This window comes from Streptomyces sp. NPDC044002 (assembly GCF_056434525.1).
The window spans coordinates 20,876-37,408 of sequence record NZ_JBWKEZ010000015.1 but is presented as its reverse complement, the minus strand read 5'-3'; the positions used below and the strand labels follow the sequence as shown (position 1 = coordinate 37,408).

The window sequence follows — 16,533 nt, the reverse complement described above, 5'->3', positions numbered from 1 at the left end:
TGCGACGCCGGCGTCGGGACGGTACTGATCTCCCGGGCGCACTGATGACGACGGGTGGCCTTGCCGCATGCCGCCGGCGGTTCTGCCAGGCGGTTCGCGGTTTTCAGGGCCGGGTGGAGCACCGGTCCCGGCCCTGCGGCGAGTACGGCGCATGTGCTCATGGCCCTCCTCGCCCGTACCCCGAGTACGGCTAGCGTCGGCGGTGGCGGCTGATCTCCCCCGCGTCGTGGCGACGGCCGGCCGCCCGGAGCCGGTCCGCCAGGCCGTCCAGGGTGCCGGGGAACCGGTGCCGTGCAGCCGCCCGGACGATCTCCTCGCGCAGCGGGCCCCGTCCGAGGCCGTCCAGGTCCCCGAGGACCTGGACGAAGTCGTCGGTCATCCGCTTGGCGCAGAACTGGATGACAGCGGCCGCATCGGCGTCGGGGGAGACGTACGGAACGTCGCGCGCTGCCCGCAGGGTGTCGACCAGGGAGGCCACGTCCGCAGCGGGGCGGCGCTGGCCGCCGGCGACGAGCAGGGTACGGGCCTCGTCAGTCTGTCCGAGGGCGCGCAGCCGCGACAGCATCCCCGGCACGTCGCGTATTTGGAGCCGGGCTCCCGCGCCGAGCAGGAGCTCCCGGACGTCACCGCCCGCGTCCCTGGTGGCCTGGAGCTGGTCGAGGAAGGCCGTTCCTCCGGGACTCAGGCGGCTCCCGGGTCCCGACAGTACTGCCCCGTCCAGGGCCGCCGCCGCGGCCGCGGCGAGGTCCGGGACCGGGTTCAGGACCGGGACGGCACCCGGACCCATGGGCGGTGCGTCCGCGGTGGGGGTGTTGCCCAGGGTGTCCCTGCCCGGTGGCGGGGACGGGGGCCCCGGCGGCGTCCGGGCCGGATCCGCACCCGCATCCCGTGTCGCCGCGGTGTCCTCGGCGGGGCTCTGGGCCGGCGGCGACGGGTGGACCGGCTCCGTCACCGCTGTCGGGAGGGCCACCGACACCGCCGGGGGGAGCCAGTCGAGTTCCGTCAGGATCCGGGTGGCCGCGACCCCGTCCCCCGGGGGAGCGGTGGCGGAGTCCGTGTCTCCCAGGGCTGCGGCCAGCTCCGCCATCACCTCCGGCACCCCGGGGCGCTCTCGGGGGTCCTTGGCGAGGCAGCGCCGGATCACCTCCAGGTCCGGCGGCAGTCCCGTGAGGTCGGGCTCCTCGTGCACCGTGCGGTAGTGGACGGCGACGGGCGTTCCCGTGCCGAACGGAGCCGACCCGGTGGCCGCGTACGCCAGAACCGCCCCGAGGGCGAAGACGTCGGACGCGGGCTGGGCCCGCAGGCCCTTGATCTGCTCGGGCGACATGTAGCCGGCCGTCCCGATCCGCGTCCCTTCCTGCGTCACGGTGCTCAGGTCGGCGGCGATGGAGATGCCGAAGTCGATGACCCGCGGCCCGTCGGCCGCGAGAAGGATGTTGGAGGGCTTCAGGTCGCGGTGGACGAGGCCGGCGCGGTGGATCGCCTCCAGGGCCTCCGTCAGGCCCACCCCCAGTGCGAGCACCGACCGCTGCGGCCACGCCCCGTGCGTGTGCACGGCCTCTTGGAGGGAGGTTCCGTCGACGTAGGCCGTGGCCAGCCACGCGGGTGTGCCGTCCGGATCGGCGTCCACCACCGCCGCCGTGAAGAAGCCCGTCACGCGGCGGGCCGCGTCGACTTCCCGGGCGAACCGCAGCCGGAACTGCGGACTTTCGGCCAGCTCCGCCCGCACCACCTTGATCGCCAGTGCCCGGCCGCTCGTCGACCGGCCCAGGTAGACCCGCCCCATGCCTCCCGACCCGAGCCGGGCGACGACGCGGTACCTGCCCAGCTGCTTCGGATCCCCGGGTTCCAGCTCCTGCACGGCAGCCTCCTCGGTCCGCGAAGACTCCCCCCGGAGCCTCCCCCTGTCATTGATTAAACGTCAGAACCGGCCGAACCGGGAGGAGTCGTGCGGTGACCAGTTGGCGAGGCCCCGGCGGATCGCGGCCGGAGGCGACGCCAGCGCCGCGTCCATGGCGGCGGCGTCGGCGAAGTCGGCTTCGAAGACCGCGAAGTACGGCGCTTCTCCCTCGGTCGCCGCGACGTCGAAGCTGTAGCGCCACGCAAGAGGGCCGGGCCACTCCTTGACCAGCGCAAGGTGGTTGGCCACGTAGTAGTCGCGGAAGTGGTCGGGGTCGGCGGGCTCGGAATACAGGACGACGAGCTTATGCACGACGAACTCCGTCCGTGGGCGTCAGCCGGCCGGCCGACTCGTGGCGGCCCCGCCCGTACATGGCGTCGGCCTGGTCGGTGCACGGCGGTTCCGGCAGGGCTGTCCGCGACATCGGCTCTCCTGTCGAGTTCGTTTCGAAAACAGAAACGCTGACTGGATGTCAGTGTTTCGAATAACGAAACACAAGGAGGGTCATGCCGACACCGCGCCCAGGAGGACCGGTTCGCGGATCGACGACCGGCCGTCCGGTCATGGCCGCGATGGACCTGTTCGGCCGTCGGTGGGCGCTGCGGATCCTCTGGGAACCGCGTGCGGGTCCGCTCGGCGCCCGCGCGCTGCTGGCACGGTGCGAAGGGCTGTCATCCAGCGTCCTCTACCAGCGGCTCCGCGAACTCGCATCGAGCGGGATCATCGCCCCCTCGGCCGATGGCTACGCGCTGACTCCGCTGGGGACGGCACTGCGTGACGCCCTCCGTCCGCTCGACGAATGGGCGATCACCTGGGCGCGGGAGCAAGAACACGATCAGGGGCCCACGGAGACGTGAAGGCCACGCCCGACCAGGTGAAGCGGGGACCGGCGCGGCCGACTCACCGGCGGCCGGCCGAGTCGTCCGGGGGCCGCTGTCCGCCGTAGTGGACGAACACCGGGGTCTGGCGGGTCCGGCCGTCCCCGCGTTGCCGCGCGATGCGCTCACGCACCATCTCGTACAGAGCTGACGGCGCGTCCGCGTCCCAGGGCCTGACCTCGCGCAGTGCCTCGATCAGCTGGAGGGAGAACAGGCCGCCCCTGCCCGGCTCCTCGACCGCGTGGTCCTCCGGCCCGCTGGCCATGTAGACGTACTGACGGCGGCGCGGGTACCGGAGTCCGGGGAGGACGTCCCCGGGGGCGGGGGGTTCAGGGCGGACCTCCTCCTGGCCCGGGGCCCGCGCGGTGGCGCAGGCGTCGATGAACCAGAACTGCTCCTCGCACGTGCCGACCTGCGGGGAGCGGAAGCGGCGGAGCAGGTCGTCGAGAGAGACGCCCGGCCAGGCGGTTTCATCAGCGGTCAGCAGGTACTGCGATCCGTTCGCGTCCGTCGTGCCGTGTCCGCTCCAGAAGACCAGGAGGAGGTCCGCGTCGGTGAGTGCGGCCGTCTCGTGCAGCAGGGCCCTCATGACGTTGGCGGTTGTGGCTTCGCGCGTCGGAACACCCATCCCCTCCGTCACCTCGCGGTTGTCCTCCAGGGGCGAGACGAGCGCCGTGATGTGGTCCGGCGGTATGCCCTCGGCCCGGGATGGCGACGGGCAGCCCGATGAGGCCCGAGGCGACGATGCCGTCGTCGTGCTCGGGGTCGTCCAGGAGGCGGGGATCGCCGGCCAGTTCCTCCAGGGCCCGCCCGGACCGGCGCAGTGCGCCGCCCAGGGCCAGCGGCGGCTTCCACACGGCGACGTCTCCGCGGTGGAGCGTGCTGCCGCCGATCCCGGGCAGCACCACGATGAGGTCGTCGAAACGTAAGCGGCCGTGCACGGTTCCCCCTGGTACTCCCGCGGGCCCCCATCATGCCGCGCCCGCTGACGCCCGGGGAGGCCCTTGACGAATCCGGCCGCCCCTACGCCCCAGCCCCGAGCGGCCCCTCAGCTCATGATCCTCACGAACCCGTCGAAGCCGATGTCACCACTGCCGTCCACGTCGGCCGCCTTCGCCGATTCGTGCCCGAGGTTCTTCAGGACATCGGCGAACTCCACGACGCCGATCCTCCCGCTCGCGTCCTTGCCGAAGGCGTTGAAGCAGTAGTTTCCTTCGGATCACCTCGCCGCCCCTGAAGAAGCGGCCGGTGCGGGTCGGCTGCAGCCGTTCGTCGGATTCCCAAGATCAGCGGGAACCTTCACCGGCCGAAGCGCTACCACCAAGGCGAGGCCTGCAACGCGTCTTCCACGCGCCGGCGCTGCTCACCATCCGCGCGACCCCAACTCGCCGGCCTTCTACGACCGCAAGCGCACCGAGGGCGAACGACAGTCCAGGCGGGTCACCGGCCGATGGGGAAGGCCGCCTGGAAGGCCAGCCGATGGGCGGCGTCCGCACCGAGACGGGTGAGGAGATCGTCGAGGGCGAGGTACTCCTCCCAGGGCTCGCGCCCCGTCGCGGCGGCCAGCGCCTGCACCAGCCTGTCCTCCAGGTCGGGGACGCGTTTGTCCTTCCAGACCTTGTCGGCGGTGCTGACGAGGAGGTCCTCGATCGTCACATCGGGGCCGTCCCAGCTCGCATGGGTGGCGGCGAACCTGGCCAGCCCGGGCGCGAAACCGTGCTCCAGAAGCAGATCCCGGCCGACTGCCTCATGAGCTGAACCCGGCCCGGAGAGCTCGGCGGGGTGCAGGGTCTTGCCCACGTCATGGGTTGCCGCACCGAAGAGAACGGCGTCGCGGTCCACTGCCAGGCCCGGGTACTGCTCTGCCACCCAGTCGGCCAGTTCGACCGCGACGTCGTGGACCGCACGCAGGTGCGCCGCCAACCGGGGCGGGGCTTCAAGCGAGCGCAGCAGTTCCGCCGCTATGGGCGGCAGCGGCCTCAGGGACGGCTCCGCCGGGGTGTCAAGGGCTCGGGACAGGGCGTCGGAACGTATCGCGGTCATCCTGGTGACAGTACTGGTCTCCGGTGTGCAGGTCAGGCAAGCTCCGAAGACGCGCCCTCCACCGCGGCCGCTCGACTGCTGCATTGGGAAGCAGTACCACCGGCCCGCCTCCACCTCGCCCACACGGTCCAAGGCGGCGCGGACGACGTCCCCCGTTGTCGTCACCTGCCCAGCGTCCGACCGGCGGCCGCAGGTACGTGGGACGTGTGGCTGAGCACACCGTTCCGCAGGCCCTGGGCGATCCGCCACCCGTCGTCGAGGCTCCAGCGGGCGGTGACCGTCTTGTCTTCCCGAGCCGTGTCCCCCTCCACCATCAGGGCGGCCCGATCGGAGGTGGGCACCCACGGAACCCCTCCCACCGGACCTCGACTGCGCGACCTCGGACGCGCTGCCGCCCGGAGCCGCCCCGGAGCCGCCCCGGTGCGCAGCTCCGTGGAGGCTGTTCCCCACGCGAGGGCACCCACTACCGTGGCCCCGTGAACGTTTGTGTCTTCCTCTCCGCCGCCGACCTCGACGTGCGCTACACCGAGCCCGCCCGCCGGTTCGCCGAGCTGCTCGGCAAGGCCGGCCACACCCTCGTCTGGGGCGGCTCCGACACCGGCCTGATGAAGGTCGTGGCGGACGGCGTCAGCGAAGCGGGCGGAAGGCTCTCGGGGGTCTCGGTCGACTTCCTGGCGGCCAAGGCGCGACCGGTGTCCGCCCCCGACGAGATGACCTTCACCCGCAGCCTCGGCGAGCGCAAGGCAACGCTCGTGGAACGGGCCGACGCGTTCGTGATCATGGTGGGCGGAATGGGAACGCTCGACGAGGCCACCGAGATCCTGGAACTGAAGAAGCACGGCAGGACCGCCAAACCGGTCGTCCTGCTGAACACGGCCGGCTTCTACGACGGCCTCCGCGAGCAACTGCGCCGCATGGAGGACGAGGGCTTCCTCCCGCTCCCCTTGGCCGAGTTGGTGTTCATCGCCGACGAACCCGCCGAAGCGCTCGCCTTCCTGGAAGACACCCTCCCCGACGCCTGATCCGATGACCGGAACGCAACGGGTGCGGACCACCCCTGCCGTGCAGGCGACGAGGACCGGCCGCCGCGTGCTCGTGATAGGCGGCGGCCCCGCAGGGCTCACAGCCGCGATGGAGCTGGCCGAGCGCGGTTTCACCGTGACGGTGGCCGAGGCCCGCGCCCTCGGCGGCAAGGCCAGGAGCATTCCCGTCCTGGGCACCGGCCGGGACGGGCGCCGGGACCTCCCCGGGGAGCACGGCTTCCGCTTCTTCCCCGGGTTCTACCGGAACGTCACCGAGACCATGGCACGGATCCCGTCGCCCGGCGGGGGCACGCCCGGCCGCACCGTGGCGGACCGGCTGGTGGCCACGTCGGAGGTGCTGTACGCGCGCGACGGGGGCCGTGACGGCGTGCTCGTCGACATCTCCGGCACCCCCGGAACCCGCACCGTCGAGGCGACGCTGCGGGCGACGGGCCGTCTGCTGGCCCGGACCCCGGGCCTCTCGGCGGAGGAGAGCGCCCACTTCGCCAACCGGCTGCTCGTCTTCGCCACGAGCGGCCCCGCGCGGCACGACGGCGAGTTCGAGAACACCTCCTGGTGGGACTTCACGGCCGGTGCCACCGCCTCCGAGGAGTACCGGCGGCTCTGCGTGATCGGCCCCACCCGCAGCCTCGTCGCGGCCAAGGCTGAGGTGGCCAGCGTGGCGTCCATCGGCCGCACCCAGGTGGAGTTCTGGTCCGGGCTGCTCGGCGGCTCGGGCCACGCGGAAGCGGACCGGGTGCTGGACGCGCCGACCACGGAAGCGTGGATCGGCCCCTGGGCGGACCACCTCCTCGGACTCGGGGTCCGCTTCCTGGTGGGGCACCGGGTCACCAGACTGCTGACCGCACGCGGCGCGGTCCGGGCCGCCGCCGTGCGCACCCCGTCCGGGACCCTGCGCGAGCTCGAGGCCGACTGGTTCGTCTGCGCCGTCCCGGCCGAAGCAGCGGTCCGGACCCTCGGGCCGGAGGTGTGCGAACTGGACGAGTCGCTGGCCGGCATGGACCGGCTGGAGACGGACTGGATGACCGGTGTGCAGTTCTTCCTCCGCGAGCCCACGCCGCTCGTCCGGGGCCACGTCATCCACGTGGACTCGCCGTGGGCCCTCACCTCCATCGCCCAGGCCCAGTTCTGGTCCGGCATCGACTTCCCGGAGCGGTACGGCGACGGGACGGTCCGCGACTGCCTCTCGGTGGACGTCTCCGCGTGGGACGTGCCCGGCCCGCTGACCGGGAAGCCGGCCCGCGCCTGCACCCGAGAGGAAGTGCTGCGCGAGGTGTGGCACCAACTGGCGGACTCACTGCGGCTCGACGGACGGGACCTGCTGTCCCCGGACCCGGACCTCGTGCACTCCTGCTTCACGGACCCGGCCATCGACTGGCCGACGGAGCCGGGCGCCCTCGCCCGCAACCGGGAACCGCTGCTGATCAGCACCGCCGGCTCCCGGCGATGGCGCCCGCAGCCCGCGGGCAGGGTCCCCAACCTCTTCCAGGCGGGCGACCACGTCGACGTCGACCTCAACCTCGCGACCATGGAAGCCGCAGATCAGAGCGCCAAGGCGGCCGTCAACGCGCTCCTCGCGACGGCCGGCGTACGGGCCCCGGAGTGCGTCGTGCACGGCCGGCCCCGCCCCGCGGAACTCGCCCGGCTGCACCGTCTGGACGACGAGCTGTACGCGGCGGGCCTCCCCAACGCCTTCGACCGCCAGGCCCCCTGGGCACGCGACGGGGCCGCGCTGCGAGCCCCGACGCCCCGGTGATCAACAGGAGCGGCCGACGACGAACGCGGCGAGCGCCCTCAGGTCCGCACCGGCCTCCCCGGACGGCGGGCAGACCCGCGCCAGAGCGGCCAGCGCCGACCGCTCGTACTCCCGCGCGGCCGCGCCCGAGACGCTCCGGGCACCGCTGCGGTCGAGCAGCCCCCGCACCTCGCCCCTCTGCGCCGGGGTCCACGGTCCGCACAGCGCGTACAGCTCGCGCAGCCGGCGGGGCACGGCTGCATCGGCCCGCGCCGGGGCCAGGGCGACGGCCACCGGATGGGACTTCTTGCGAGCCGTCAGATCGGCCCCGGCCGGCTTGCCGGTGACGGCGGGATCCCCCCAGATGCCGAGGACGTCGTCGACGATCTGGAAGGCCATGCCGAGGTGTTCCCCGAAGGCGGCCAGATCATCAGCCGTTTCGGGGGTGGCCCCCAAGGCGCAGGCGCAGGCGAACAGCGAACCGGTCTTGTCGGCGTGCACGCGCAGAGTAGCGGCGACTTCGGGGCACGGCTCGTCCTCCAGGGCGAGGTCGAGCGCCTGCCCCTGACCCAGTCGGACGAGCGCGTGCCCGAGCAGCCCGGCGGCCCGCACCGAAGCACGCAGCCCTTCCGCACGTCCGGGCCGCGCCTCCTGCCCGGGCGCCTCGGCACTATCAGCGAACACCAGGTCCAGGGCGTACGGGGTGAGTGTACGGACGGCCGTCTCCACGGCGTCGGACCCGAAGACGCGCCAGGCCGCCGGCCGGCCCCGGCGCACCTCGTCCTTGTCCATGACGTCGTCGTGGAGGAGGGACAACGCGTGGAGCATCTCCACGGCAGCCGCCCCGGCGGGCAACAGCCCGTCCCCGCCGGCGTCGGCCCGGCCGCAGGCGCGGGCGGCGGCGAAGACGAGCGCCGCCCGCACCGCCTTTCCCCTTCCCCGCCCGCCCTCGGGCACCCGCTTCCCCTCGGCGTCCACCCAGCCCCACTGGTAGGCGAGCACCTCCGCCGCGCGCGGCTCCACCCGTTCCAGCAAGGGGGCTATCACCGCACCCGTACGGCGCCGGGCCTCGGCGAGGAGCCCGTCGACCCCGAGGAAGGGACGGGCGGGAGTGCTGGACAAGTATTCCTCCGCAAGATCGGCCGGAAGGTGCCCGCGCACCGTCCGGCAACCGGGCCGGAACCGGACCGCCCGATGACGCACGGGATGCCGTCACCCGTCACGAGTCTGTCAGCCGATGCCGCGCCACAACGCCGAGCCGATGCCCCGGAGGGACCGGTCCACCAGCATCAGCACGTCCGCGCACTCGGCCACCGACTGTTCCAGGATGCGGTTCACCCGCTGGTAGTCCCGGTGGTACCGGCGCAACGCCCGCCCCGGCCCCGCAGAACCCGGTTGGCCGAACCCTTGACCACATGGAGTGAGTGCCGCATGCCGGACTCCACGGCCCGGCGGGACAGCCCAGCCGAAGGACTGACGGTGCTGTAAGGGTCGCCGCCCGGGCGTCCCAATGCGGGCGGCGACCGACTCTCAGCCCAGGTGGCGGCCCTGGTATCCAGCCTCCGCGATGGCGTTGACGATCAGTTCCGGGTCCACCGGCCGCGCGCATTCGACGACGGTGCGCTTGCTGCGGATGTCGGTGGTGCTCGTGTTGACGCCGGGGACTTCTTCGACTTCGTCGTCGATGAGGAGGCCGCAGCTGTTGCAGTGCATGCCGGTAATGGAACGTGGCGACGGGCGTGAACAGCCCGCTGCGCTCCCACGCTTCGGCCGGCCACGCGGTCGCGCGACGGCCGACGGCGCCCGCGAGCAGGCCGCCCTGGACGGCGGCACATGAGGCACCGCCCGCGAAGAGGCCGGTGGTGACACCGGTGAGGAAGAGAGTGCTGGTGGAAGCCATGGAGGAAGGGCTCTCCTCTGAGAAGGGTCCGGAGTGAGGGCATGACGAGGAACCCGCCGGCCCAATCCGGTGAGGGGCTGGGGGGGGGAGCCTGGGCTGCTCAGGTCCGGCTGACGCAGAGGAACGAGACGGAATCAGGGGCACGCGGCCAGGCGCAGGAGACACCCAGAGGCCGTGCCGATCGCGCGGTTCCTGCCGAGGCCTCCGGCGCGACGGCGGGGCCCGGGGCGGTGAACAGCACGGGAGCCGGCGACTGGGCGGAGGCCAGCGGGCACTCCATCGCCATGCCGGGCAGCCGTCACCGCCCGAATCCGATGCGGCCGGTCCGTCCCGAAGGTCCAAGCCATGCGCCCTCGCGGTCATGTCCGAACCGCCTGCCGCGCTGTCCATTGCGGCAGGCATGCGCATGGTGTCCGCGTGGCCGGGCCCGGACATCAGATACGCGCACAGCAGCAGCACACCGGCCAGCAGGGCGGTGAATGCCGGCTGTAGGGGCCGGGCCGAACGGATGGGCATGATCGTGCTGCTAGCGAGGCGCCCGGGCCGCGGACACACCGCGCCCGCACTTCCTCGGCTACGGCGACTGGACCGGCCCAGCCTGCGCCACCCTCATCGGCGTCGGCCGCCCCGCTCGGGGCGCGCTTCACCCGCCACAACGACTCTGCCAAGGGGCCGAACGCTGCCCGGTCTGCCACCCCAACTCGTGCCCGCCCCCGAACTCACCCTGACCGAACCCTCTATCGAGTGACCTTGACGGGCTCAAGGACTGGCTGGTCACCCGCAGCGGGGACTACCAGTTCTGGTTGATCCCGGCGCCGCAGGCTTCGCGTCGCCACCCCCACGACGACAAAGGCGGAGCATGAGCGGCGGCAGCACGGTCAAAACTGCAGAAGGCGGCTTGAGCGTCAGCCTTCCCGCCATCTCGGACAGGGTGAGCATCTTCCGCACGTATTACGTCGCCGCGTATGTCGACCGAAGCGGAGTCACCACCTCAGGAGAGAGGCAGGTCAGCGGAACCATACTCAAAAACGGTACGAGCGTGCTGGTCCCCGGATCTTTCAAGACAGGCGATGCCGTCTACCTGCAAGTCCATGTCAGCGAGAGCGACTCCGGGGAGGTTCTCTTCCACGAGCGCAGGCGTGAATGCCAGGTCGGCCCGGCGTCGACTTGAGCCGCACGGCCCCGCGACGCTCCGGACGAGGCGGACCGAGCGCTGCCCGATGCGCCGGCACCGAACCTCGCCCGCCGGCCACTTCACGAGCGGGACGGTCCCCCGGAGGCCGTGGCACACCGCCATGCGAGCTCACCCGCGGTGGAGGGAGCGCTCCTAGGCGATCGGCGCCGGTGTGTGGGTCCCCGTATTGCCGTGCCCGAGGGCTTGTGCGGCCCGCGCGAGCCGGCGTACCCCCTCGGCCAGCTGGTCGGCGGGGAGTGTGTAGGGCAGCCGGATGTTGCGTTCGAACGCGCCGCCCACCCCGAACCGCGGCCCGGCCGCGATCACTACTCCGTGGTCGGGCGCGACGGCCGCGAGCCGGGAGCTGAGGGGCTCGGGGAAGGTGGCCCAGAGTGTCACGCCGCCGGCGGGCCGGGGTGCGTGGACCTCGGGCAGGTGCTCGCCGAGCGCCTCGCGCAGGGCCTCCCGCTGGGCGGCGAGCCGGGCGAGCCCGCCGGAACGCCGGGTCTGGCCCCCGTTGAGCAGCACTGCTGTGGCGAGTTGCTCCACCACAGGCGTGCCGAGGTCCGTCGCGGGCCGGATCTGCTCGATGCGCTTCAGGAGGGACGGGACGGCACGGATCCAGCCGATGCGCAGGCCGCCCCAGATGCTCTTCGACACGGAGCCGACGCAGATGACCGTGGGCCCGGGCATGGGAGTGTGCACCGCGAACGGCTCCGGGCCCGGTCCTCCGTCCAGGGCGAGGTCGGTCAGGGTCTCGTCGACAACGGCGGGACAGTCCAGCCTGAGACCGCAGCGCACCGCCGTGGGCATGCACGACCCCGTGGGGTTGTGGAAGTCGGGAATCAGATAGGCGAGACGCGCGGCGCGGCCCGCCGCCAGGAACTGCTCGACGTCCCAGCCGGACGGTACGACGGACACGGGAAGCAGGCGGGCGCGCGCCTCGGTGAACGCCTTGATCGCGTGCGGGTAGGTCGGGTGCTCGATCAGCACCCTGTCGCGGGGCGAGAGAAGGGCACGGGCCAGCAGGGCGACCGCGTGCTGCGCCCCGTTGGTGATCAGGACGTGGTCGGGCGCCGTGGGCAGGCCGCGCCGTTCGTACCAGCGGGCGACGGCTTCACGCAGCTCCGCGGTTCCGTACCGGTCGTATCCGTGCTTCTCCAGGTGCCTGGGCAGCTGTTCGAGCGCGGTCGCGAAGGCGGCGTGGAGGATCTCGACGGGTGCGGGCGGGGCTGCGATCGACAGGTCGATGACCGCCGGGTCCGTGTCGGCGCCGGCACGTGTGACCTCCTCGGGCGGTGCGTCGTCGGGCAGCCGTACGGTCGCCCTGGCGCGAGCCCGCGTGGCGAGGTAACCGTCCTCGACCAGCGTCCGGTACGCGGCGCCCACCGTGGTCCTGCTGATGCCGAGCACGGCAGCGAGGTCGCGCTCGCTCGGCAGGGCGGTGCCCAGGGAGAGCCGCCCGTCCAGCACGAGCAGCCGCAGCCGGTCGGAGAGGCGCTGGTGCGCGGGCCCGGCCCCCTCCTGCCAGGTCCCCAGCATGCGGGCGGTCGCGTACGAACTGGTCTTCACCCGGGCCAGCCTAGCCAATCTGGCTATGGAATCCAGGTCCAGATACCGCGGAAGGTTGCCGCATGGCACCTTCAGCTCCTCTCCTCGCCTCCCCGGGACCAGCCTCCCCCCGGATGGGCTTCGTGGCTCGGATCCGCGCGGGACGCAAAGCCCGTCGCATCCCGCAACTCCTGGTCGGTCTCGCCGGATACGGGGCCTCCGTCATGCTGCTCGTCCACTCCGGACTCGGCGCGGCCAGCTGGAACGTCCTCACGGAGGGCACCGCACGGACACTCGGCATCTCCTTCGGCTGGGCGACCAACCTCATCTCGCTCCTCGTGCTCCTTGCCTGGATACCCATCCGGGAGAGGCTCGGCCCCGGCACCCTCCTCAACATCGCCATCGTCGGCTTCGCGGCAGACGCCACCGCCGCCGTGCTGCCCAGCCCGCACGGACTGCTCTCCCAGGCCGCCTACCTCGCCCTCGGCCTCGTCGCCCTCGCCTTCTTCGACGCCCTCTACCTCGGCGCGCAGTTCGGCTCGGGGCCGCGGGACGGCATAATGACCGGCCTCGTACGCCTCACCGGCCGGCCGATCGCCGCGGTGCGCACCGGCATAGAGGTCTTTGTCGCGGCCGCGGGCTGGCTCCTGGGCGGCACGGTCGGCGTCGGCACCGTCCTCATCGCCCTGCTCCTGGGCCCCCTGATCGGCTACTTCCTCCCCCGCGTGACCGTCACCCTCCCCACGGCATCGACGCCGCAGAGAGGGCGATCGACCTCCAGACAGCCCTCACAGCCCTCACAGCCCTCACAGCCCTCGCGCCCTCCCCTCGCGAACGGCCGTCACGCCAGGACTCACGATCAGGTGAAGGTGACAAGCACCCCGTTGCCCCTCACCTGTTCGGCCCCGGAGGGGAACCCGGTGGAGCTCCGGCCGCGGTCGAAGGCCAGGTCAGGCGGATCAAGCTGATCGAGCGGCGGTCATACGGCCGAGCTTCTCTCGCTCTCCTGCGTACCCTCAGAACCGACGCGTCCGATCGTGAACTCCACGGCAGTCGTCGCAGGGCCGCACTCGCAGCAGCACTCACTGCGACGTGACGCCCCCACACCTTGGCGGTGATCCTTTGGCTGCCCCTGACCGACGGTCGGCGCGACCAGCCCGAGCACACCGCGTCCCATGCCGCGTCCCGCCGAGCGGCACCGCCTCGGCCGCGTCGACAGTGCCCCGAGCACCCGGAGCACCCCGCCGGTATCGTCCGGCCCCGAACAGCCCCCGCGGCAGCCCTCGCCACCGCCCTGATGGTGAAGAGAGCAGGACCGGCAGGGACCGCCACGCGGCGTGTCCGGGGCCTCGGTGCTGCTGCCTGCGGATCCGACCCGCGAGGTGTCGACATCGCGGGCTTCTGACCGCCGCGCACGACCAGAGCGTCGGCGCCTGCCGCTCGCGGCCGGGGACGCAGACGGCTGCCCGGAGCACGCACCACCTCGGCCTGGTGCAGGCGGACTTCGTCCTGAGCACATGACACCGCGGCGGTGCGGGCCCAGTGACCCCACCCACCACGTGAGAGCGACGCACGTGGCTGGAGAGCAAGCCGATGGCCTTCCGCGCGATCGACGGCTCGAAACGTCCCCCGGCGTCCTGGACGCACGGGTACCGTTGCCGGGTGTGACGAACATAGATGAGCACGGGGACGACCCCGAGCAGAACCAGACGCCCAGCGACGAGATCCGCCCCCTCGACAACCACGCCTCGTCAGGGGACATCGTCGCCGCCATCACGACCCTTGCGACGCCGACCGCCATCGCTGCGGGCATCAAGTACGGGCTTCAGTCGTGGGACAACCATGTGACCCAACAGGCGGAGACCCGCCGCGAGCAGATCCGCCAAGACGGCGAGACCGCCCGCGCCGCCATCGCCGCCGCGCAGACATCAGCGCCGCCGGACGAGCCTGCCCGACCAGCACAGTGATTCCGTTCGACCTGGATGAGAACAGGTGGAGCGGAGGCGGCGGTCGATGCCGAAGGGAAGGGCATCACCATGGCGGGGTGTGGGGCGAACACCCTGTCTCGGCTCCAGTGCGGCGAGCCCTGGTACGAGGCAGGCGCCGAGGCCCCGTACCGGCGCCGCGCCCTCCCAGTACGAGGAGAACGTGCGCGACTTCCCCGGACTCCCCGAAGAGGTCGGACGACGCGCCGTCATGATGAGCCAGGCCACCCGTCCGACGGCGGCCCGCTCCAGGCCGAAGTAGACGCCCAGCACCACGCACTGACGGAACTGCCTGTCGCCTCCGCCGAGGACCACCAGGCCATCCGACGATCCATCGTCGACCACCAGACGTTGCGCGCCGCACACGAGGCCGTCGTTTCCGGGCTGGCCGCGTGCCAGCGCGACGCCATCGAGGCGCACGCGGCCACCCCCGGCCTGGCTTTGTCGGCCAGTAGCGAGAGCGTCTGTTGCCCAACAGCGAGAACACCCAGTGAACAGCGAAATCAATGTTGGCGAGTTTCAGCAACACTCAGTTGCTTGACCTGGCATGGACTACGTGGTTGCCAGGTAGTCCGTGCCGGGCGCGACAAGATGGAAGGATGACGCGGTGTCCGATTCTCTCCATGAACTGTGGCTGCGCGGCATCGCCTTCAATCCGGCGGCGCCCTCCGACGTACTGATACGCCTGATGGATCAAGCGGCCGGTGAGGCCGGCCCGCTGATGTGCGAGGGTCGCGACCTGCCCGACGACGTCATCGACGCCGCCCTCCGCCACCCGGACCGGGGGATCCGCCGCGCGCTCGCCTGCAACCGGCATGTCGACCCCTCACGGCTCGCCCCCTTGGCAACGGACCCGTCGGGGATCGTCCGCGGGCGGCTGGCCGGCGGGCCCCGCCCCCGCTTCCGCTCCCGATGGGTGAGACCGCTGCCGGACGACATTCTCGTCACCCTCCTGACTGCCCAGGACGGGGGCGAGGACGGCATGCTCACCGAACACGAGATCGTCGCGGAGCTCAGTTCCTCCCGGCAGATCCCTCTGTCCTTCTACCGCTCTATGGCCGGGCACGAGCACCCCAGAATCCGTGTACAGGCCGCCTGGAGGTGGCAGTCGCTCAGTCCCGCGCAGCGCGAGGCCCTGCTCGACGACCCCGACCCCGAGGTACGGGAAGCGGCGTGGAAGAGCAGCTGGGAGCTGGACCCGGAAGCGGTGGAGGCCAAGCTGCCGTCCATCGGCTCGCTCAGCAAGCCGCACGTGCTCGGCACGTGCGCCCTGTCCCTCGCGCTTGTCGAGCAGTGCTTCGCGGACGACACGGTGCACCCGCTGACCTGGAACCGTCACACCCCGGCCGACGCCGTCGCCCGGCTCGCCCGCCACCCCGAGGCGAAGGTCCGCGAGATGGTCGCCGCCCGGCCCGACCTGGGACCGGACCTGGTCACCGAGTTGAGGGAGGACCCGGACCAGCATGTACGGATGCGCGCACGCCTCCACCCCTTCCCCCGCACCTGGGCCGAGTACTGGGCGATCCAGCGGGTCATCGGGCACGGTCCGGACTGCATCTGCCCGATCACCGAGCCGGCCACCGAGCCGTCGCCCGACTGGTTCGCCGCTTGCGCGGCGTCGGAAGAGCCGGTGCTCCGCCGGGTTGCGGCGAGCTGGGCCGGCCTGCCCGCAGAACTCGTCGAGACACTCGCGCAGGACGACGACGAGGAGGTACGGATCCGGCTGGCCTGCCACCAGCCCCTGGCTCCGCCGGACCTCCTCCTGGACGTCTTCGTCAGCCGCCCGGCCCACCGGCCGCACCTGCTGACCCTGCCCGCGTTCCCCCGCATCGGCAGAGCCCACCTCATCGATCACCCGGATCCCGAGGTACGCGCCCTGGCCGCAGCCGATCCGGCCCTGCCCGAACCTCCGGTGGAAGACTCCGACGAGTCGGTGTGCCGGGCAGCCGCCGCCAACCCGAGCCTGACACCGGAAGCCCTGGAAACCCTCCTCGCCGACCTCCGCACAGCGGAAGGCGCCGCGGCCAACCCGTCCCTCCCCGTCCCCCGCATGCACACACTCCTCAACCGCTGCCTGAACGCCGCCACCCCGCCGACGTCGTCCCGACGCCGCGAGACGACGTCCACGTAGCGATCACAGGTATCCCAACCTCTGTCGGCCATCGGCTGACGCCGACACGCCAGACAGGCGTTTCCAAGTCTCATCAACATTCAGGGCACCAGCGACAAGCAACTGCTCCTGCGACTCGTCTACAAGCGTTCTCCGTTCTGACCTACGCAGCCACCGGCCTGTAGCCCCGGCTCGAAGAGCCATCGCGAGGCCG

General features: G+C 72.1%; 16 protein-coding genes and 1 pseudogene. 9 read left to right on the top strand and 8 right to left on the bottom strand.

All coding sequences use genetic code 11. The features are described from left to right. Positions 1-190 precede the first annotated feature (190 nt). Positions 191-1,861, bottom strand: coding sequence for a serine/threonine-protein kinase (locus tag AC07A6_RS14060; protein WP_478777249.1), 1,671 nt, complete (start codon positions 1,859-1,861; stop codon positions 191-193). Positions 1,862-1,921: 60 nt separating this feature from the next. Next, positions 1,922-2,212, bottom strand: coding sequence for an EthD family reductase (locus tag AC07A6_RS14055; RefSeq protein ID WP_478777248.1), 291 nt, complete (start codon positions 2,210-2,212; stop codon positions 1,922-1,924). 251 nt (positions 2,213-2,463) lie between these two features. Here AC07A6_RS14055 and AC07A6_RS14050 point away from each other — a divergent pair, with 251 nt between their 5' ends. Continuing rightward, positions 2,464-2,757, top strand: a complete 294-nt coding sequence (locus tag AC07A6_RS14050; RefSeq protein ID WP_478777247.1) for a winged helix-turn-helix transcriptional regulator — start codon at positions 2,464-2,466, stop codon at positions 2,755-2,757. A gap of 43 nt (positions 2,758-2,800) precedes the next feature. Here AC07A6_RS14050 and AC07A6_RS14045 read toward each other — a convergent pair whose 3' ends face one another. Beyond that, positions 2,801-3,406 carry a caspase family protein gene (locus AC07A6_RS14045; protein WP_478777246.1) on the bottom strand — a complete coding sequence of 202 codons (606 nt, stop codon included), beginning with the start codon at positions 3,404-3,406 and terminating at the stop codon, positions 2,801-2,803. Positions 3,407-3,470: 64 nt separating this feature from the next. Here AC07A6_RS14045 and AC07A6_RS14040 point away from each other — a divergent pair, with 64 nt between their 5' ends. Continuing rightward, positions 3,471-3,707 (top strand): hypothetical protein, encoded by a 237-nt coding sequence (locus AC07A6_RS14040; RefSeq protein WP_478777245.1) that lies wholly within the window; start codon positions 3,471-3,473, stop codon positions 3,705-3,707. Between the two features lie 511 nt (positions 3,708-4,218). On the opposite strand, the gene AC07A6_RS14035 is transcribed toward AC07A6_RS14040, so the two are convergent. Beyond that, positions 4,219-4,821, bottom strand: coding sequence for an HD domain-containing protein (locus AC07A6_RS14035; RefSeq protein ID WP_478777244.1), 603 nt, complete (start codon positions 4,819-4,821; stop codon positions 4,219-4,221). 161 nt (positions 4,822-4,982) lie between these two features. Then, entirely contained in the window at positions 4,983-5,162 is a 180-nt protein-coding gene (locus tag AC07A6_RS14030; RefSeq protein ID WP_478777243.1) for a hypothetical protein, read from the bottom strand. A 135-nt stretch (positions 5,163-5,297) separates the two neighbouring features. Here AC07A6_RS14030 and AC07A6_RS14025 point away from each other — a divergent pair, with 135 nt between their 5' ends. Together AC07A6_RS14025 and AC07A6_RS14020 are read left to right on the top strand one after the other, a co-directional pair. After that, on the top strand, positions 5,298-5,843 hold the full coding sequence (locus tag AC07A6_RS14025; protein ID WP_478777242.1) for an LOG family protein: 546 nt from the start codon (positions 5,298-5,300) through the stop codon (positions 5,841-5,843). A gap of 4 nt (positions 5,844-5,847) precedes the next feature. After that, the gene (locus tag AC07A6_RS14020) at positions 5,848-7,620 is read left to right on the top strand and encodes a hydroxysqualene dehydroxylase (protein ID WP_478777241.1); all 1,773 of its coding nucleotides are present in this window, start codon (positions 5,848-5,850) and stop codon (positions 7,618-7,620) included. On the opposite strand, the gene AC07A6_RS14015 is transcribed toward AC07A6_RS14020, so the two are convergent. Continuing rightward, positions 7,621-8,721 (bottom strand): polyprenyl synthetase family protein, encoded by a 1,101-nt coding sequence (locus AC07A6_RS14015; protein ID WP_478777240.1) that lies wholly within the window; start codon positions 8,719-8,721, stop codon positions 7,621-7,623. A 408-nt stretch (positions 8,722-9,129) separates the two neighbouring features. Then, a complete protein-coding gene (locus tag AC07A6_RS14010; protein ID WP_478777239.1) occupies positions 9,130-9,312 on the bottom strand; it encodes a heavy-metal-associated domain-containing protein in 183 nt (60 codons plus the stop codon). Positions 9,313-10,032: 720 nt separating this feature from the next. On the opposite strand from AC07A6_RS14010, the pseudogene AC07A6_RS14005 reads away from it, so the two are divergent. Next, a pseudogene (locus tag AC07A6_RS14005) lies at positions 10,033-10,227 on the top strand (hypothetical protein); the annotation flags it as partial. A 131-nt stretch (positions 10,228-10,358) separates the two neighbouring features. Next, positions 10,359-10,670: a hypothetical protein gene (locus tag AC07A6_RS14000; RefSeq protein ID WP_478777238.1), complete on the top strand. Its 312-nt coding sequence runs from the start codon at positions 10,359-10,361 to the stop codon at positions 10,668-10,670. A 156-nt stretch (positions 10,671-10,826) separates the two neighbouring features. Here AC07A6_RS14000 and yczR read toward each other — a convergent pair whose 3' ends face one another. Then, a complete protein-coding gene (gene yczR, locus AC07A6_RS13995) occupies positions 10,827-12,245 on the bottom strand; it encodes a MocR-like transcription factor YczR (protein ID WP_478777237.1) in 1,419 nt (472 codons plus the stop codon). Between the two features lie 113 nt (positions 12,246-12,358). Between yczR and yczE the strand changes: the two genes are divergently transcribed. The 3 genes from yczE to AC07A6_RS13980 all read left to right on the top strand — a co-directional run bounded on the left by yczE (position 12,359) and on the right by AC07A6_RS13980 (position 16,340). After that, complete coding sequence (gene yczE / locus AC07A6_RS13990; RefSeq protein ID WP_478777236.1) at positions 12,359-13,192, top strand: membrane protein YczE; 834 nt, start codon at positions 12,359-12,361, stop codon at positions 13,190-13,192. 696 nt (positions 13,193-13,888) lie between these two features. Continuing rightward, positions 13,889-14,191, top strand: coding sequence for a hypothetical protein (locus AC07A6_RS13985; RefSeq protein WP_362459720.1), 303 nt, complete (start codon positions 13,889-13,891; stop codon positions 14,189-14,191). Positions 14,192-14,816: 625 nt separating this feature from the next. Further along, complete coding sequence (locus AC07A6_RS13980; RefSeq protein ID WP_478777235.1) at positions 14,817-16,340, top strand: hypothetical protein; 1,524 nt, start codon at positions 14,817-14,819, stop codon at positions 16,338-16,340. The last annotated feature ends 193 nt before the right edge of the window (positions 16,341-16,533 follow it).